Origin of the sequence: Ruegeria arenilitoris, from assembly GCF_013030265.1 — a bacterium.
GTDB classification, from domain to species: Bacteria; Pseudomonadota; Alphaproteobacteria; order Rhodobacterales; family Rhodobacteraceae; genus Ruegeria; species Ruegeria arenilitoris_E.
Genome location: NZ_WPZQ01000005.1, coordinates 349055 through 368778, shown reverse-complemented (window position 1 = coordinate 368778; position 19724 = coordinate 349055). Strand labels below are relative to the sequence as shown.

The following is a 19724-nucleotide window of genomic DNA, read 5'->3' as shown; positions in this document are numbered from 1 at the left end:
AATGCTGAATCAACAACGTTCCGCACAATGCCCTTCAAGACCCTCAAAAGTTTCACTCCAGATCAAAATGCACTCTAAAACAACTAAAGGGAGAGTCGCATTGGTGTCGATTATGTATTATTAATGTTTATTATCATGTATTTAGGTGGAATATGAGCTGCATTGCGCAACCGACGCACAAAAGGTCAGGCGCTCGTCCAATCGATGCCGACATTGTCGAACACTCTCCCATTGGTTGAGGCATTAATAAGCAAGTGCAAACACAATTGCGCCACAATTCAACCGCCAAAAAATCTTATTCACGTCAAAATAACACCGCCTTAAAGGTTGTTATTTCTAGCAAGGAGTTAATGAGTCTTTTCGCCGCGAGGCATTGTTACGAGTTCCTGCTCAACTCCAACACAAGGGTCTCCGTCGTGACCGAACAGATCAACTCCGCTGCCGCCGAGCAAGACGCTGTCTTTCTTGCACGTGAGAGCTTTATCGGCGAGCTCAAAACTCTGAACAAACAACACCCTGATACGGGCTTTGGTATCGCGCTCAAGACGCATTCAGGCGAACAGTATCTGCTGGCCAATACCCGGATGCCGCTGCCATCCAGCAAATCCGATGGCTTCCCGACAGGTCGGCGCGTAGCCTGCCTTGAGAATGGCGACCGGTTCAGCTCGATCGAAGTTCTGGCTGACTCACAGGCCTACGAATCGATCTCTCCGCGCAAAGAAGCTGCGATCTTGGGTAACGCTCTGGATCTGATCGCGCGGATCGACACACTTACCAGTATTCCGGCTGGACGTCTGTCTGACGTTGCAGAGGCACAGATTCCCGCTACTGGCACCGGAGGCTAAACATGGCGCGTAACGATCACCTTCTGTCTGTAGGGAACGAAACACTTGCGCCGATGACATCGGCCATGTCTTCGCTGACGACGCAGATCGACCAATTGACAGAGGTGGCGGATGCGCGCTCCTCGGCCCGACTTGCAACGCTCAAGACGCGGATGGAGAATTTCACTGCCAGCGTCACGATGGTGGGGCAGGTCAAAGCCGGAAAATCCTCGATTGTGAACATCCTCGCGGGTCGCCCGGGCTTGCTGCCATCGGACGTAAACCCGTGGACCTCGGTCGTTACCACGCTGAACATCAACACCCGCACACCGGGTGATACCAAGTCCAAGTTTACCTTCTTTGAGCAGGAAGAATGGGACAACCTGATGGTCGGCGGCGGCCGCTTGGGCGAGTTGGCCAACCGCGCCGGCGCCGATGACGAAATGGACGATATCCGGCGTCAGATCGGTGAGATGAAGGCCAAGTCCGAAGAACGGCTAGGCAAGCATTTCGACCTCGTGTTGGGCCAAAGCCACCAATACGACTATTTCGATGAAGAACTGATCCAGCGCTATGTCTGCCTGGGTGATGAAGACGACCCGGACATCGACCCCAAGACCGGTCGCTTTGCAGATGTGACAAAATCTGCGGAACTGTACATGGATATTCCGCAATATCCTATTTCGCTGAAACTCTGCGACACGCCCGGCGTGAACGATACCTTCATGGTACGCGAGCAGATCACACTGCGCAGCCTGCGCGGATCAGAAGTATGTATCGTGGTTCTGGCGGCCAGCCAGGCACTGACCACCATGGACATGGCTCTGATGCGGATCATCGCGCAGTTTGAAAACCGCCAGATCATCCTGTTCGTAAACCGCATTGATGAACTGTCAGACCCGGTTAATCAGGTCCCGGAGATCCGTGATCGCATTCAGGACACGCTCAAGCAGAATAATATCGATGCCAACACCAGCATCGTGTTCGGAAGTGCCCTTTGGGCCGAGGCCGCTCTGACTGGTAATCCTGATGTTCTGAACGAGGAATCGCGTCAGGCGTTGAACACTTTCTATCTGGCGGCCGGGTTTGGTGAACAGGCGGCTTCGCTGGACAAGATCTGGGCGCTATCGGGTCTGCCCGATCTATTGCTCGCGATGAATGAACGAATCGCCGAAGGAGCGGGCAATCGCTTGCTGGATCGTGTGCGTCATCGCGCGCGTAACATCGCGAGCCAGATTCGTGCCACGGCTGTTGCCAAGAACCTCTCGAGTGGTGAGGGCGTCGTACGCGATCTGGATGGCGTATCTCCCGAAGACGCGATTTCGGCAGTTTCCGCTGAATATGAAAAGAAAGTAGCCGAACTGACGACAGCGTTGCGCGACAAAGTGCTCGAACGGCTCGCTTCGGCTGAAGCAAACTTTGTCAAACGCGCTACAGACTCGCTGATTGCACATCTCGAGCAGAACGGCGAACAGGGCACTTGGCAATATGATCCGGCCGGACTTCGCACCCTTCAAAAGGCCGCATATTTCAGCTTTGCACGGTCAATGCGCAAAGACGCAGGTGCGCTGTATTCTTCTGCCGCAGGTGACGTTGAAGCGCTGTATCACAAGCTGTTGGGCAACCACCTGGGTGAGTTCAGCATCGAAGCGCCGATCGTTCCGCGCGTGCCGCCGCCACTGGGGATCGGGCGTACAATCGCGCTGGATCTTCAAAGCACCTGGTGGCGCCGCTGGTGGCAAAAACGCAAGGGCTTTGAAGCATATGCCGCTGATTACAAGCGCCTGATCGCGTCCGAGGCGAATTCGATCACCAAGGACATCGAGGAAAACCAAATCGCAGCCGTACTTGAAAATGTACGCGCCATTCTCTCGGACTTCATGCGTGAACAGAAGGAGACACTGCTGAGCATCTCGCATTCGGCAGAAAAGGATCCCGCACGCAATGCCGAGTTGATGGCAGGGATGCAGCCCACGAAATCACGTGATGAGATCCTGGGTGACATCCTCAAAGACCTTAGTAACGAAGCAGCATAAGAAGAGTTATGGTAAAAGATTCTACAACCCGCTTCGTCTCTCCTCGGGCATGGGAGCGTATCGAGCAGTGGTCCCGCCGCAAGCCCGTTTTCGCGCTTATGGGAGAATTCAGCGCTGGTAAATCCACGCTGATGAACTTCCTGTTGCGCACGCAGGCCCTGCCAACGCAGGTTACGGCAACGCAATTGCCGCCCGTTTGGTTCAGTTGGGGCAATCAGTCCGCGTATGTCAAAGGCCACGATGGCAGCACTCGCAATATTGAACTGGATCAGCTGGATGAAATCGGCGTCAACGATGCACAGTTCATCCGAATCTATCTCGAGGCCGACATTCTTGAAGCTGTTGACCTGATCGACACTCCTGGCATCTCGGATCCCAAGATTTCGACTGATGTGTGGCGCCGAGCGGTTGGCCAGGCAAACGGGGTATTGTGGTGCACCCACTCGACGCAGGCATGGCGCGAAACCGAACGTGCAACCTGGGTGTCGTTACCCGAACGGCTGCAGCACAATTCGCTGCTTCTGGTCACACGTGCGGATGCTTTGGGACCGAAAGACCGCCAGAAGGTACTGCGCCGCGTGAATCGCGAAGCAGGTCATCTGTTCAATAGATCGATCCTGTTTTCGGCGCGTGATGCGATTACCGCGCGTGACCAGACAGGTGATGCCGAACTTTGGTCGCGCAGCGGCGGCGGCAAAATGATCGACAGTTTCCTCGAGATCACCGAGCAGATCATGGACAACCGCGCCGATCAGCTAGCCCGGTACCAGATCGACAAGAGCCTGTCCGAAGCGCCCAAGGTTCAACCTTTGCGGCCAAAACAACAAATGGATCAGGCAGCACCAGCGTCGGTCGAAGCAGATCAGAGCGCTCCGCTGAAACTGATGAACCCACTTGAGGATACTGAGACCCCCATCAGTCCGACTGACGAAGATGATGTCATCACCAGCTTCCCAGTACGCCCAGCCCGGGTCGAGCGGAGAAGCGAAGAACCCGAACGTACCCGTATTGACTCGGATGAGGCTGAACGGCTGCGTGCAGAAATGGCTCCTGAAACCAACCTCGAGGAAGACGCTGCAACGGGCACATCCGAAGATGAGCTGCGAGCTTTCTTCAAGGATACAGCGAACGATCCGTTGGAATTGTCCAATCTCGGACAATCCATGTCTGATAGTGACGAATTCGATCTCGATTACATCGACGACGATGACGATCAGGACGAGGAAGTGCTTCTTGAGGCTGAAGATGCCCCAGCGCTGTCCGAACAGACGAATGAGACGGAGTCGGATGACCTGCTGGAGTCGTTGGCCAGCAAACTTGCTGATCAGCCAATAGCGATTGCAGAAGAGACTGAAGCTGAGGAAACGCCTGTTTCCGAAATCGAAGTATCGGTTTCCTCAATTACGGCATTGCTCAGCGAGCAATCCGAAAACAATGATGAGTATGAGCCGGAGCCAGTGTCAAACGCACTGAATGGGGCTGAAGTCGTGTCGATGCCTGACGTGACACCCGAAGCTGAAAAACCGGAAACTCTGGCCGAAACCAGCAAAACCGAAACCGCGCTGGAAGAGCTTCTGAACGTGCCTGCAGGAACACCGCTAAGCGCGGCGGCCATGTGGCGCGAGATTGCAGCCAACGAAGATCTGCCTGAGGACTCTCAGGGACTGAAAACCGTGTTCAAGGCATTTCTGGAAGAGTTCGACCAGATCGCTCTGGAGCACAACGCAAAGCAGACGAAGGAGGCCCTTCGGGCGCTTCCGAATGCCAACAAGAACAGTGGGGCGGAGTGGCATGTCTTGTGACCGTCCGCCTCCTTTCCGGCCGCATGTCGATTTTCATTTGCGGTGTCGGATAATGATGTTAATCAGCGGCGCGACGGTTATAACCCGTTGCGCCTGAAGGATTTTTATAGGGTTGCAGGTTTTTAGATGACAATCGAAGCTGCGTTGACAACAGCAATGGAAACCATCCCCGACTGCATCGCAGCCGGATATGTAGATATGGAAACCGGAATGCTGTTGGGAACCAAAACCACAGAGCCAGAGAGTGAGGAAGTTCTGGATACTCTGGCAGTTGCGGTGGCCAATCTGTTTCAGGGTCAGGGTGTGAAAGCATTCGAAAAACTTCTGCGTGCAGCAGGTGTTCAGGATTCGGAAAATCCGGGATTTGGGGAAATCGCCGTGTTTTCGAATGACCGGCTGCACATCTTTCTGCGGACCAAGGAATATCCTGAACATGTGGTCTGCTACATCTGCCGCGACAGCGCAAATATCGGGCTGGCGCTTACGAAATCACATCTCAGCCTGGGGCCGGTTGCGGCCGCAGTTTAGACGGGACCAGAGGGGGTCACGGGATGATGGATACAGAAATACTCGACATGCTCGAAGACATCGGGCGGTCAGCGCGACCTCGTTTGTCGCCCGCGATTCAGCTGCCGGGGGAAACGGCTGATGCCCGCCGGTCAGATGTGCTTCGTGTGATACGCGGCACTATTCTGCCGCGTCGACTTGAGTTTACATCGCCAAATGGCAACTGCCTCGCGGTTGAGGTCAACAGCTCTCGAGTGACCGACGTATTTGGTGCCAGCACCGGTTCCGTACCGGATTTCGAAACCGAGCCGCGCGAGGCTTTGACGGAAAAGCTGGCCCAGCTTGTTTCAAATATCGCCGCCGCGCCTGGCCCGCTCCAACTGGTGTCTGTACGCCCGGATACTGCGCTGGAAGCAGATGATGTGGGCATCACCTATTCAGAGATCGAAAGCGCCTGTGCTCAGATTGAATTGCCTGCGGAACCTCGGGTTTCGATCGTTCCGGATATCGAGGACGTGGCATTAGACGCGCCAGATTCCGAGCAAGAACCCTCGGCGATTGAACAAGCCGCTGTTCCTGAAGGTTTGGGTATGGCGCAACGCTTCTTTGACGGTGCCGAGCGTTTTGCCTTGGGCCGTTTCCTTTCTGCCAGCGATAGCAGCGCCACGCAACTGGACGGCGCATGTACCGAGGGACAACCCCTGCATCCGGATCAGGCATTGTTGCAGAACTTTGCCAAGGATCTTGCCGGTTGGGACGCTGACAGCGCAACAACCCTCACGCATCCGCAGTTGATCGTGATGCGCCCGGCAGGCGGACAAGGTGCCGGACTTGCCCTGCTGCGCGACGGCAAGAACGTTGCTGCTGCCGTACATGAGGCGCGCAAGCTGGGTGCTGTAGTTAGTCTGTGGAAATCCATACGGGAGACGGCCTAATGACCGTCTCCCCAAAACATTCATTATTTCTGTTGAGTCGATCCTTGAATACGAGTGCTTGGGGTAAATGTTATGAGTGAATCTGATCGTCGTGAGTTAATACGCATCGCAAACGACATGAATGAAGTGAGCAATGACGAAACCCGTCAGTTCATTTCGCGCATCGTTGATGACCTATCAAATCTGAAACCATCGATCGCCTTCGTCGGTCAGATCAAGGCCGGGAAATCCCGACTTATCAACGGCTTCACCGGTCAGGCAGAATTCCTGCCTTCTGATGTGAACCCTTGGACCACAGTCATTACCGACATGCATTTCGGTCATCCCTCAGGACGCAAGGCGGGGGCCGAGTTCCATTTCTTTGACAACCGCCAATGGCAAGCCCTCATCGCCGAAGGCGAAGAGCTGCGCAACATGTTCCCCGATGATGAGGACAGCTATAAGCGCGAGATGATCGAAGAACAGGTCGAGGCGATGAAAACGCGCGCCCGCCTGCGTCTTGGTGACAGTTACGAGCAGCTGTTAGGCCAGCAACACGACCTGGAAGAGCTGACTTCGGACGATCTGGCCCGCTATGTGTGCGCCGGTGATGACCCCTCAGATGAGGAAGAGCACGATCCGGGTTCGGATCGCGGGCTCTATAGCGACATCACGCGGAAGGCCGAGGTCTATTTTGACATTGGTCACTTCCCCTACCCCCTGACCGTTACCGACACGCCCGGCGTTAACGACCCCTTGCTGATCCGCGAAGAAATCTCGCGGCAGTACCTCAAGGAATCTGATTTCTTCGTCGTCGTCCTTTCTGCGCATCAGGCCCTCTCGCGTGCTGACTTGAAGCTGTTCCGGCTAATGCAAGCGCTGGAGTTGGGCCAGATCGTCGTTTTCATCAACCGCGTGGATGAGCTTGGCGGCGGTGCAGAAGATGCAGGTAAAGTCCGTGCAGATGTGCTTGATGGCTTGGAAAAGGCGCTGGGGAACTCGAACATCGATGTATTGATGGGCAGTGCTCAGTGGGCGCACTATGCGTTGACCGGCGATGAGACAGGCATCAATCACGATGCAGTTCTGGCCTGGCTGCGCGCGCATCCAGAACAGATGAAGCAGTATCTGGATGGGGTCGAAGAGATCAAACAAGGCCCCGGCCCTATCAGCCGCGAGGCGGTTCTGCGCTTTGCAGCAATGATCGCTTCGGGCCTGCCTGATTTACGTCGACATGTGACAACCGCTCTGACGGATGGCCCGCGCAGTGAACAGTTGCGGATGGCATGGCAACATCTCAACAGCTTTGCTCAGGGTGAACTCGAGCGCAGCACTGCACGGCTGCGCGTGCTGGAGAGCGAGGATGACTCGACTGCTCAGAATGCAGATGAGAATGACAAGACCCTTGCCTCGTTGCGCGAACTGGTAGCTGACAAAACAAACGAGATAACCAAGGATATGGACGATGTCCTTGCCAACTTGCGCGGCGTTATGGACGACACCGTGTCCGAGGCGGTTTCTAACGTTGTTCGTGGACCAGATGGGCAATCGCCCCTGCTTGCCAAAGGTGGCGCGACCGAACTGAACTTCACCCCTCTGCGGGAACGGATGCGTGAGCTGGTACAGGGTGCGACACAAGTGGTGCGCCAGCGGATGCTGAGCGAGCTTTATGCGATCGATATGCAGAGCAATGCTGCACTGCGCGCCCTGCCCGGCTGGCAGGAACCGGCTGACAACCGCATGAACACCAGTGCTGTGCGGTGGTTCCGCCCGGACACGACCGCTCTGACCCGCGGCATTACGGTGGAACTGCGCGTCAATTGGCTGTCCCGGCTGATCTCGCGCAATAGCGTGGTTTCGCGCGCTGAAAAGATGATTGTGCAGGAATTCGAGATGATTGGGGACGATCTGGTCGATACTGCACGCGGTGATCTGATGGAGCGTTTGAACACGGTTCTGGATCATTTTCTGGCTCTGCTTGCAGGCCATCTTGAAAACCGCACCGGCTCGGGCGAAACATGCGCCCGAACCGAAGCGCAGGCCGATTTCGACCGTGCGCGCCGCATCGCAGATGAGCTGGGATCGGCATTTGGATCAGAACACGCGGAAGATATACAAGCGGAGGCTGCCGAGTGATCGAATTTCCCGGAACCGAGCAGGAGGTGCGGCAGCTGGAGCGTTTTCTCAACGCGACCGAAAAGCAGCCGTCCACGCCCGAATTGGATGATATGCGCACACGGGCGCTGGCCCATGCCGAGCGGTTGTCGAACGCCGTCTCTATCGGTTTTGCCGGCGAGTTTGGTGCAGGTAAATCCAGCCTGGCAAATATGCTGGCTGGCGCAGACATCCTGCCGACCGGGCCTCAGCATCTGAAACTGCCGCTGGTGATCGTCGCTTATGCCGATACCCCGGAAACCACGGTTGGCTGGTGGGACAAAGAACCCAAAGTCTACTCTGGTATCGCGCTTGAGAAGGCAGCCGCTGACAATCCCGACTTTATTTCCGTAGGGTTGAATACCCCTGCCCTGCGCGAAATCTCATTGTTTGATCTGCCGGGTACCGGCGCCTTGGACGAGACATACAAGCCAACCCTGGACCTGTTGAAATTCGTCGATTGCGCGATCTGGTGTACCAACGGTGCAAACGCATGGCGCGAAACGGAACGGCACCTTTGGGCGCAGGTTCCGGAAGAACTGCGAGCCAACAGCCTGTTGGCCGTCACCCATGCCGACCTTCCTCATGTCAGCGATGCCTTGGACCGGGTTCTTTCGCGCCTTGAGAAAGAAAAGGCCGGCATGTTCCGATCTGTCGTTCCGATTGGTACGCCGGTTGCCGTGCGCGCCATGGCGAAGGAGCCTGAACCCGATTTTGCACTTTGGGAAACCTGTGGCGGTCAGAATCTGGCTGAGCAGGTTCTCGAGGCCGCATCGGATCGTCGTCAAAGTGATCTGGATGCAGCCCGCAAAGATCTGTCGGAACATTTCATGCCATATCTGGATGAACTGACCGGCGACAAATCTGAAGAACCTGAACCCGACAATCGTTCCATTCAGTCGAGCCTTGGCTCGGCCCTTCCGCCTCTGAACAATCCTATCCTAGAGGATTGGCTGGCCGCCATCGCCAGCATCTACGAAGATCTTCGCGATTCCTCGGATATCGAACCGGCAGCCTTCCTCCAAAGCTGTCAGGAAATTGTTGAGGACTTCGCTGAACGCCTGGAAAGTGGTGCTGAAATTGACCCGGAAGCAGATTGGATTCCCGGCGAATTCGAAAAGGCCACAGACCTGCTGCTTTTGCTTCAGTTCGAGAGTGGTGATGCCCCGCTCAAAGATGCAATCGGCATACTCGCTCAGCTCAGCGACAACCTTGCATGGGCCGGAAGCACAGTCGAATCTGCGCAGACAAAAACCGGGACATGATAAGTTCACGCATTGATTGAGCCGCAGTGCGGCGAATCGAATCCATCGGAATCAGATTCGCATTGTTTCGAATTCGTAGACCAAACGAACATATCGGGGGCAACTGCCCCCATTTTTTTGGCCCATCATATCTATATATGGTTTTTACACCCACCATAAAAACAACATATAGATGTTCGCAAAAAACGATCCTTAGTGAAGCCATGAGGCGGCCCCAATAAAGTCAAATTTGAAACGTCTAACCGTTCTCAAGTGTCCTGCGGTTGTGTCTGGTTATGAGTTCGCGGGTTTTTAACCCTGTTAAATAAGGCCGCAAAACGAGTAATATGGGCGGGTAGAAATGAGCCATAACCAGGCTGTCGGTGCATCGCACGACGAACCACAGATTCAAGGTCTGCAACCAGGTGCAAAACTGTTGCGTGGCCAGTATGAGATCCTTCGCTTTCTGAGCAATGGCGGCTTTGGGATCACCTATCTTGCACGCGATAGCCTAGAGCGTGATGTCGTCATCAAAGAGTGCTATCCGGGTGCGCTTTGCCGCCGCGACGGTGATCATGTCGAACCCGCTGATCCGGCCTACAAAGAAGATCTGAGCGCGATTGTTGACCTCTTTATTCAAGAGGCCCGCAACCATGCACGCCTGGTTCACCCCAACATCGTCGATGTGCATCAGGTCTTTGAGGACAACAACACTGCATATATCGCGATGGATCTGATCCGCGGTTGCGACCTGTTGGATTACATGGACGATCCTGAGAATGAATCCGGTCCGGATTTCATTGTTCAGGTAACCGAAAAAATGCTGTCAGCGGTGTCGTTCATTCACCAGAGCGGCATGCTGCATCGTGATATTTCGCCCGATAACATCCTGATCGATGAAAATGGTGAGCCTGTCCTGATCGACTTTGGCGCCGCCCGCGAGCAGGCCGCCAACAAGACTGCGGCGCTTTTGACGCTTCGGGTGATCAAGGACGGCTATTCCCCGCACGAGTTTTATGTTCGCGGTGCCGAACAGGGGCCTAGCAGTGACCTCTATGTACTTGCCGCCACATTGTATCACGCCATCAGCGGCGAACGTCCGGTTGACGGTCAATCCCGCCTGACTGCTTTCAACAATGGTCAGCCGGATCCCTACACTCCACTGGTCGGTCGTTTCGAAGGATACCCCGAGGGTTTCCTTGAAGCTATCGACAAGGCGATGGAGGTTCATGCAACCGATCGCCTGCAAACTGCGCTGGACTGGCTGCGCATGTTCCGCGGCCCCGGCGTGATGTTCGACTCGTTCGCTTACCGTCCGGTTTCGGTGATCGTTGGTATGGATCGCAAGGATGAAGAGGCCGAACAGGCCCGCATCAAAGCGGAAAGCGAGAATGCCGAGGCGGTCGTGACAGCGCTTTTGGCAGGCAACTCCGATCTCGCATTGGGCAACGAAGACAAGAAAGACGACGAACAGGCCAAGTTTGCTGCCAGTGAGGACACCCCAGCTGCCGTTGATACGGTGGTGCAGAGTGGATCAGGCGGCAGCGGCAAGATGATTGCTGGTGCAGCCGTTGTGGCGGTGGCACTTGCTGCAGGTGGCTTTTTCGTATTGTCGGGTGACAAGTCCGAGCCCGAAGCCCCGGCAGAGACAGCTGAGGTAACTCCTGCACCTGAAACGCAAGCTCCGACCCCCGAGCCTGCTGAACAGACGGCAGAGGCTCCGGCAGAACCGACACCTGCGGCAGCGGAAGAAACAGAAACTGCCCAGAACAATTCAGCAGCACAGGAACAGCCTGTCGAGCAGGCACAAAGCGAACCTGTTGAGCAGCCTCAGACTACGCCTGTCGAGGTTCAGCCGGAAGAAACGCCAACCGCAGCTGCAGAACCTTCTGCGGAAGAAGCCGCTACAGCCGCAGCTGAAACTCCGGCCCCTGCCACGCCCGTGAATCTGGCTGAGAACCAGGTTGCCTTTGGACACTGGGACGTCGAAATCCCATTTGCAACGGCCAAGCGGCGTGCCTCGACCGGCAGCACTATCGCGATTACCGGCGTCGATCCTAACCGGGACATGTCCGTCATCGGTGACTGGGTCAAGCGCGGAGCAGCTATCTATACGCTGAACGGAAAACCGGTTCGTGCAGATGCAACCTTTGCTGCGCAGGTACTGGACGACCTCAAGGTGGATCCTGACGGTTATATTCGCGTCGCGGCGCGGTATCGCCCCATCGGTGAGACACGGGCCAAGAATGGTCTGCTCGCCCTCCCCGCAATCCGCATGTTCGGTCTTGAGAACGGGTATGGCCTGACCGTGCGCAATACCTCTGATGCAGGTTGGCAGACCGTTGTCACCAATGTGCCTGCTGCGCATGCCGGTGGGCTGCAACAAGGGGATATCTTGCTGCGGGAAAACAACTCCGACACGGTCATCGATAGTCCGGAAAGTCTGGATGAGGCGTTGGCCCAGCTTGTTTCCAATGATCAACCCGAAGCGCGACTGACTGTTTTGCGCAACGGGGCCGAGACAACTGCTGTCATGCAGTTAGCGCAGGAGTAGTCTGACCGGTTCAATTGTAATCCGCCAGTGTGTGTTTTGCTGAGGGTGGCTGCCTGAACAGCCATCCTGACGGGGACCGGCCCGCCGCGGAAAGTAAGAGTTCTCTGGTTTTTTCAATCATCAGTACCACTGCGCAACTTGCGCGCAGAGGACAGTAGCAGACGCGTGGGTTCTCAACCCCCATGCCCAGAATTCAAAAAGGTGTCGACACCATGTTCAAATACAAAAGCCCTCTCAGCCGGCTTCTCGAAGGTGCCGGCAAAGCCAAAGAAGCCGAAACCGAGCAGCCCAAAGAAGAAGCCGCAGATCAGCAGGAACCAATTGCGGATTTCAATGCACTGCGTCAGGCATTGGCCGGTGGTAATCTGTCATCCGATTCATACGAAGAATCCGATGAGCTGATCCCCGAAGAAAAGATGCCTGACTTCGCCGAGCGCGAAGAAAAAGCCGAAGAAGGCGAGATTGCCGAAGCTGAAGAAACTGTTGCTGAGGCACCGGCCGTCGAGGCAGAAGCTGTCGAAGAGGAACAGGTCGTCACCCTACACGTGGCACCGACCGAGGCCGCTGAAAGCACCGAAGAAGAAGATATGTTGGCTGCCGTCGCGCAGGCATCTGCAGAAACAAGTGAAGAGATAGCAGAGACCCCGGCAGAACCTGAAACACCGGCAGAAGCTGTCACCGCTGAGCCTGAACCGGTTGCCGAAGCACCCGAAGCCCCGGCTGAGCCAGTTGAAGCTGAGCAGGTCGCAGCAGAACCTGAGCAAGAGAAACAGCCAGAACCGCTTGCAGCGCCAGCACCCGCCGAAGATCGCCGGTCGCGCGTAAAAACCACGTTCCTGGGCTTCGAACGCGCTGACACGCATGTTCAGGATCTGATGGAAACCGCCGAACCGGTGGCCAAGACCGAAGCTGCACAAGAAACCTTCCCCGTAGGTTGGCTGGTCGTGACCAGCGGTCCGGGCCGCGGCTCCAGTGTCACACTGACCGAAGGGCTGATGCAGATTGGTCGTAACGATGATCAAGCCATTCAGCTCGATTTCGGTGATACGGGTATCTCGCGCAGCAACCATGCTGTGATTGCTTATGACCCGGAAGATCGCAAATGCTATCTGGGACATGGCGGTAAGGCCAACCTTGTGCGCCTGAATGGCAAACCGGTGCTCAGTACCATCGCACTGAACAGCGGAGACCTGATCCGTATCAGCGAAACCTCTCTTCGTTTTGCAGCCTTCTGCGACGATGGTTTTGATTGGCGGGACGCATAATAGATGCTGGCGACTCCGGCATATGACATTGCACTGATCCTGAACCAGGGTCAGCGCGAAACGCAGGAAGATGCGATCGCCGCTCGTGTCTTTGATGCTACGAACTCGGGTTATGTTGTGGTGGCCGATGGTATGGGTGGCCACGAAGCGGGTGAAGTTGCATCAGAGCTGGTTCTTTCCGCCTGGAGAGAAGTGGTCGATGCGCAGATGGAAGATCCCGATGCTGCCGAAGGCGCATTGATCGATGCACTGCCCATGGCTGCGATACAGGCCAACGCCGCAATCGCCAATCACGGTGAAGAGCAGAGCCAGGGTTTCAGCATGGGTTCGACCTTGTTGGGCATGCTGCTTCTGGGGCAACGGGTGTTCTGGATTTCGATCGGTGACAGCCCGATGTACCTGTATCGGGACGGCACACTGACCCAGATCAACGAAGACCATTCAATGGCCCCCGAGATCGATGCGCAGGTCGCCAAGGGGATTTTGTCCCCTGACGAGGCGCGGTCACACCCCGACCGCAATCAGCTGACGTCGGTGATCATGGGTGCATCCATTCCCAAGGTCGATTGTCCCGAAGAGCCTCTGGTTCTGAATGCGGATGACATCCTGATCCTGGGCAGTGATGGACTGCAATATCTCAGCAATAACGAGATCCAGTCGATCCTGAATGATCATGCGCAGTCTTTGTCTCAGGACATCGCCGATACCCTGCTGCAGGCGCTGCAGGCCAAGGAGGATCCCGACCAGGACAACGTTTCAATCGCCGTCGTCAAGCCGGCAGGACAATAACCAAAAAAAGGCAAAGCAACAGGACTCATGCGAACACACCTGATCATATCCAGCCTGGCACTTGCTGCCGCGACGGGGGCAGCCTCGGCGCAAGAGGCTTGTTCAACATATGAAATCCAGCGCGGCGACAGCCTGCGGGAACTGGCAATCCAGGTCTACTCGACCGAAGATTACCGGATCATCTATGATGCAAACCGCGACGTGATCGGGTCCAACCCGAACATCATCCGGGTCGGCGACGTTCTGGAATTCCCCTGCCTGGAAGACGTGGGCCGCGCTATACCTCAGGGTGAGACTGAAGCCGAGCGCATGGCCGCGGAAATGGCTGCTGAGCTGGTCAAAGCCGCCGAAGCACGCGCCGAGCAAGCCATTGCAGATGCCGAAGCGCGTGTTGCGGCAGCTGAAGCTGAGGCCAAGAAAACCAGCGAAGAGGCCGTGATTGCGGCCAAGGCAGAGGCGAAGAAGGAAATTGAGGCAGCCCGCGCCGAAGGTGCCGCGCTGATCCGCAATGCCACAAGCGGCGAACGCCCCGAGATCCGCGATCGCCAGCTGCTACTGATCACTGGCGGCAACTACGCCCCGTTCACCGACGAGGCCCTGCCACATCGTGGTCTGTATACCCAGTTGGTTGAAACCGCCATGTTCCGGGCCGCGCCAGAGCAGGCCTATAAGATCCAGTTCGTCAACGACTGGTCATCGCATCTGGATCTGCTGATGCCGACTTTGGCATTTGACGCCACCTTCCCTTGGTCGCGACCGAACTGTGAAGAAGCAGAGGCCCTGTCTGAAAAAGACCGCGTGCGATGCGAAACTTACAACTTCTCGAACCCGTTTTATGAAGTTGTGGACACCTTCTTTGCCAAGGAAGGAAGCGGTTACGAGGAAACTCTGACCTATGCCGACTTTGCTGGCACCACGATTTGTCGTCCTGAAGGCTGGTCGCTGTCGCACATGGATGCGGTCGGCCTCTATGAACCAGCTATCACGATGCTTCGCCCGGTTGAGCCTGACGAGTGTTTCCACGCCGTCATGGATGGCCGCGCTGACATCGTCGCAATTGAGGCGCATCTCGCGGTCGAAGCCATCAGCCGCCTCGGCTACGAACATCAGATCATCGAAAACCCCAACCTGGCGGCGGTAAAGTCGCTTAACGTCATGACCCACAAAGATAATCCAGATGGGGAAGCGATCCTTGAGACGCTTAATCAGGGTCTGGCGATCATGCAGCAATCGGGTGAATGGCGCGACATCGTGTCGACCGCCCTGCGTCATCAAATGGAAAATGGCTAAGGCCCCAAGAGGCCTGACAAAACAAAAGTCTGGAGGAAGTGGACATGTTTGAATTGAAACTGAAGAAAGCAGTGATGTCGGCCGCAGCCGTTACTGCGCTGAGCGCCGGTGCAGCCGCTGCACAGGAAGCTTGTACAAACTATACGGTTGTCGACGGTGACACGATGGCGACGATCGCCATCGCGGCTTACGGCACATCGAACTACCAGCCGATCTTTAACGCGAACCGTAACATCATCACCAACCCGAACTCGCTGGAGCCGGGCTTGGTACTGGCCCTGCCTTGTGAAGACGGTAGCCTGCCGAACGGCCGTTCGGCCCAAGAGATCATCGCGGCGGAAGAACAGCGTGCTGCAAGCGTCCAACGTTCGAGCGTTTACCAGCCACCGATCAAGTTGGTCACCGGCAACGGCTGGGCACCTTTCGCGGATGAATCGCTGAACGGCGGTGGTGCGATTACCCGTCTGGGTACCACAGCGCTGCAGCGTGGCGGTAACGCGCGCGACTACTCGGTCAGCTTCGTAGATGACTGGAACTCGCACCTGGAAACCCTGCTGCCGCTCGGCGCGTTCGATGTATCGATGGCATGGAACATGCCTGACTGCACCAACCGTTCGTATGAGTGGTCTTGGGAAACCGAAGTACGCTGCACCCAGTTCGACTCGTCTGTTCCGGTGTATGACATTGTTGTCGGCTTCTACACCCTGCCAGAGAGCAACTACGCCAACGCAACAACCTTCGACGAGCTGAAAGGCGCAACCATCTGCCGTATGGACGGTTGGTTCATCCACGATCTGGAACAAGAAGGCCTGCACAACGGCGAATCCATGACCCTGATGCAGCCGATCACCGCGCGTGAGTGCCTTGATGCGGTTCTGACCGGTACCGCGGACATCGCCACCTTCGAGGTTCAGCTGTTCTCGGACACCATGTCGGAAATGGGCCTGAACCAGAACGACATGATTGAAAACCCATTCGTGACCTCGCTGTCGTCGCTGCGTTTCATCGCACACCGCAGCAACCCGTTCGGCAAGCAGTACCTGGCCATGCTGAACAAAGGTCTGAACGAGATGCGTGAATCGGGTGAGTGGTACGCCATCGTTTCCGACACACTGCGCGAGCATAACGAAAAACTGATGGCAGCGTCGAACTGATCCCTCGGTTCACCTGTATAATCTGGGCCGGTCAAATGACCGGCCCTTTTTTGTTGCTGGGTCGGGTCCAAATCGGCTGATCCAAACTGCCAGCTGGACCTTTCTCCACAAATGAGTTTTGTGGTCCAATCGGCGTTAAAAACGCTCGCCCGACAGCTCGGGCACAACATTTACTTTGGTAAACAATGTCCGAAAATTTACCTTTCCGTTTACGAATGTCTCCCTAAGCCACCCGCCTCACTCACCGTGGTCAAAGTTAGTTTACAAGCCCTGCCTACCATCTGTTAGGCTGTAATTGAGCGGCTGATTTAGTTGGGTCGCATTTGAATTTTTGATTGTCTTCTGGCGTGCCTCCAAGGTCTCTGGCGCGATCCGGATGTAAGTGGTTCGGCCAGCGTTGTGAGGTTCGGGAAATGAATATTCTGTCGTTTAAATCAGGTCATGACGGCACGGTTGCCGGTATCGACAGTACCGATCAGAAACTGCTGTTTTCCTACGAGGCCGAAAAGAACAGTTTTCCCAGATACACCCCGGTAACTCCCGACACCTTCATAGACGCGGGGCTTTGGTTCAAAGACCTGCCGGATGTTTTGGCCCTCAGTGGCTGGTCAAGCAATGGATCGGATCATGTCACCACGTCGGGTGCGGGGTATTTTGGTGTAGGTCCTGGGTCTGAAAGTATCGGCAAACGAACGTTTTTCGGAAAATCGGTGGACTATTATTCATCCACTCATGAACGCGCGCATATCTGGTGTAGCTACGCCCTGTCGCCTTTCCAGCAGGGTGAGCCATGTTATGTCCTGCTTTGGGAAGGCGCTTTGGGTGATTTCTATGAGATCGACGCTGGGCTCAATATTCGCCATCTGGGTCAGGTGATGACATCTCCGGGCACACGATTTGCCTTTCTTTATGCACTGGCCGACCCGGACTTCCCGATTTCAGGCGGCGAGCTGCGGCCTGAAGATCCCGGGCGGTTGATGGCAGCTTGCTCATTTGGTGAAAACGGCCCAGCGGACGAAGACGAACAAGCGCTGATTGATCAGATTCTGTCCATCAACACGGCAACTGATCCGTTGCGCAAAAGCTCCTTTGTGAATTCGCCCTTTTTCAACATTGGCACTGACAGCCAAAAGCTGAAGAATCTTGCAACCAAACTCTCAGATGCCATTTTTGACCGGTTCCACCAGTTCGCAGAAAAGAACCTCAATCAAAGCTACCCGCTGCTTATCGCTGGCGGCTGCGGGTTGAACGGACACTGGAACACACGCTGGAAAGAAAGTGGTTTGTTCCGTGAGGTGTTTATTCCCCCGACCACCGGTGATTCAGGTTGCGCAATCGGTACTGCCGTCGACGCAATGCGCCACTTTACCGGTCGCGCCAAGCTGGATTGGTCCGTCTATTCCGGTCAGTCATTCTGTGACGACAAGGTCGATACTGATGGAATCACCATGTCAGAGCTCAACCTCAAAGTCGTTGCGCAGGCCCTGATGGATGGTCAGATCATCGGCTGGACGCGCGGGAATTGCGAAATTGGACCACGTGCCCTTGGAAATCGTTCAATTCTGGCTGCGCCATTTTCCAGCGAAACGCGGGTCAAACTGAACCGGATCAAAGGGCGAGCACTGAACAGTCCCGTCGCTCCTTCAGTGCTGCAGGAAGATGCCGCCCAGCACTTTGATCTGTCCGGTTCCTCGCCTTACATGCTTGATTTTCATCGGGTCAAAAACCCGGATCTTGCCGCAATAACACATGTCGACGGGTCAGCACGCGTGCAGACTGTCGAGCGTGATCAGAACCCAATCTTCTATGATTTATTGAATGAGTTCAAAACGATCTCCGGTGTCGGTGTGCTGTGCAACACCTCTCTGAACTTCAAAAACTCGGGCTTTATCAACAAGACCAGCGATTTGGCTCACTACGCGCGCCAGGTTGGACTGGATGGGTTTGTTGCGGGGAACACCTACTATAAAGTCGATGCTCCCTGACACCACGTTCTGTCAATCGTCAGGACAGCAACCGATCATAGATTTCGCAGACACCTTTCACATGAATTGAAAGACCAAAGTTTTCGTTTGCATACGCTTGCGCGGTTGCCGAGATGCGATCGCGCAGCTCCTTGTCCTGGTGCAGTTGCTTGACGGGTTCAACGAACGCGGCCGGATCGAACGGATCAACCAGAAAGCCGTTTTCCCGATCCCTGATCGCTTCGATATTGCCACCATGGCGTGTCGCGACAACGGGTGTTCCCAGATACATCGCTTCGATGAGAGTGCGGCCAAAAGGTTCGTCCAACGCGGTTACCAGATTGGCATCCATCGCCGCCATATAGCCATCAATCGGTTGCCTGAATCCCATCAGATGAATGCTATCCGTAATGCCCGCATCTGCAGCTATATCGAGGCAGGATTGCTTCAGTTCTTCGTCTCGTTCAGCAACGCTGCCAAAAAGGAAGCCGTGAACCGGTACATCAGGCATCGCCTGCTGAATGGCGGCGATGACCTTAACGAAGTGATCAGGGCGTTTTCTGGTGACGAAATTCCCGAAATAGCCCAGCAAAATGGCGTTATCCGGCAAGTTCATCTCGGCAAGAACCGCTTGGCGGCTTGTCTCACGATCGGGCGGGTTTGGATTGAAATCAAATGGGCTGCGAACCACCGTAAATTTCTGATCAACCGATCGAAGCGGTTTGCTGGGTTTTGCAAACTGCGAGACACTGATGATGTGATCGGAAAACAATGGCGCCAGCTTGTTGATGCCAAACGCGGTTGGATCCTGACGGTGATGCCAAATGTGTTTCTTGCCCGCCAGCTTGGTCGGCAACACCCAGTTGGCATGCATCCGGCCTTCGTTCGTGTGCACGATGTCAGGGTCAATGCGAGACAAGGTAGACACTAGACGGCGCATGCTGGAGATCATGTAAGCCCCCGCCCCGCAATCCTTGGGATAGCTCAAGCCCCCTGGCGACATCAGACTGGGTTCTTCCAAAACCTCAAAATCCAGCCCAAGCGATTGCGCATAGTCTGCGGCAGGTCCAGCCTCATAGTGGATCAGGATGTGGGGTTCGTATTTGGACCGATCCAGCGCTGCTGCCAGCTTCATTGCTGAAACATGGCTACCGCCGATTACTGTGTCACCCTCAAAGGGGAATAGGATTTTCTTAGGCATTGGTATCTCGGGAAGCTCGTAAAACA

Annotated in this window: 14 protein-coding genes; 13 read left to right on the top strand and 1 reads right to left on the bottom strand. The window is 55.5% G+C overall.

The window, feature by feature from the left end; genetic code table 11:
- Positions 1 to 416: 416 nt before the first annotated feature.
- The 13 genes from GOX61_RS11235 (at position 417) to GOX61_RS11175 (ending at position 18518) form a co-directional block, all read left to right on the top strand.
- On the top strand, positions 417 to 845 hold the full coding sequence (locus GOX61_RS11235; RefSeq protein ID WP_170333743.1) for a hypothetical protein: 429 nt from the start codon (positions 417 to 419) through the stop codon (positions 843 to 845).
- Between the two features lie 2 nt (positions 846 to 847).
- Positions 848 to 2860, top strand: a complete 2013-nt coding sequence (locus GOX61_RS11230; protein WP_155145594.1) for a dynamin family protein — start codon at positions 848 to 850, stop codon at positions 2858 to 2860.
- An 8-nt stretch (positions 2861 to 2868) separates the two neighbouring features.
- Entirely contained in the window at positions 2869 to 4662 is a 1794-nt protein-coding gene (locus GOX61_RS11225; RefSeq protein WP_170333741.1) for a dynamin family protein, read from the top strand.
- 126 nt (positions 4663 to 4788) lie between these two features.
- Positions 4789 to 5190: a hypothetical protein gene (locus GOX61_RS11220; RefSeq protein ID WP_155145598.1), complete on the top strand. Its 402-nt coding sequence runs from the start codon at positions 4789 to 4791 to the stop codon at positions 5188 to 5190.
- Between the two features lie 23 nt (positions 5191 to 5213).
- Positions 5214 to 6104 carry a hypothetical protein gene (locus GOX61_RS11215; RefSeq protein ID WP_170333739.1) on the top strand — a complete coding sequence of 297 codons (891 nt, stop codon included), beginning with the start codon at positions 5214 to 5216 and terminating at the stop codon, positions 6102 to 6104.
- Between the two features lie 72 nt (positions 6105 to 6176).
- Positions 6177 to 8219: a dynamin family protein gene (locus GOX61_RS11210; RefSeq protein WP_170333737.1), complete on the top strand. Its 2043-nt coding sequence runs from the start codon at positions 6177 to 6179 to the stop codon at positions 8217 to 8219.
- Positions 8216 to 9502 (top strand): dynamin family protein, encoded by a 1287-nt coding sequence (locus GOX61_RS11205; RefSeq protein WP_170333735.1) that lies wholly within the window; start codon positions 8216 to 8218, stop codon positions 9500 to 9502. The genes GOX61_RS11210 and GOX61_RS11205 overlap by 4 nt, the downstream gene beginning before the upstream one ends.
- A 340-nt stretch (positions 9503 to 9842) precedes the next feature.
- Positions 9843 to 12035 (top strand): protein kinase domain-containing protein, encoded by a 2193-nt coding sequence (locus GOX61_RS11200; RefSeq protein ID WP_170333734.1) that lies wholly within the window; start codon positions 9843 to 9845, stop codon positions 12033 to 12035.
- Between the two features lie 182 nt (positions 12036 to 12217).
- Entirely contained in the window at positions 12218 to 13300 is a 1083-nt protein-coding gene (locus GOX61_RS11195; protein ID WP_254436831.1) for an FHA domain-containing protein, read from the top strand.
- Between the two features lie 3 nt (positions 13301 to 13303).
- The gene (locus GOX61_RS11190) at positions 13304 to 14089 is read left to right on the top strand and encodes a PP2C family protein-serine/threonine phosphatase (protein ID WP_170333730.1); all 786 of its coding nucleotides are present in this window, start codon (positions 13304 to 13306) and stop codon (positions 14087 to 14089) included.
- Positions 14090 to 14116: 27 nt separating this feature from the next.
- Complete coding sequence (locus GOX61_RS11185) at positions 14117 to 15379, top strand: transporter substrate-binding domain-containing protein (protein WP_170333728.1); 1263 nt, start codon at positions 14117 to 14119, stop codon at positions 15377 to 15379.
- A 44-nt stretch (positions 15380 to 15423) separates the two neighbouring features.
- A complete protein-coding gene (locus GOX61_RS11180; RefSeq protein WP_155145610.1) occupies positions 15424 to 16533 on the top strand; it encodes a transporter substrate-binding domain-containing protein in 1110 nt (369 codons plus the stop codon).
- 413 nt (positions 16534 to 16946) lie between these two features.
- Positions 16947 to 18518 (top strand): carbamoyltransferase C-terminal domain-containing protein, encoded by a 1572-nt coding sequence (locus GOX61_RS11175; protein ID WP_170333726.1) that lies wholly within the window; start codon positions 16947 to 16949, stop codon positions 18516 to 18518.
- Positions 18519 to 18537: 19 nt separating this feature from the next.
- Here the strand turns inward: GOX61_RS11175 and GOX61_RS11170 are convergent, their stop codons facing one another.
- Positions 18538 to 19698 (bottom strand): glycosyltransferase family 4 protein, encoded by a 1161-nt coding sequence (locus GOX61_RS11170; protein WP_170333725.1) that lies wholly within the window; start codon positions 19696 to 19698, stop codon positions 18538 to 18540.
- Positions 19699 to 19724 lie beyond the last annotated feature (26 nt).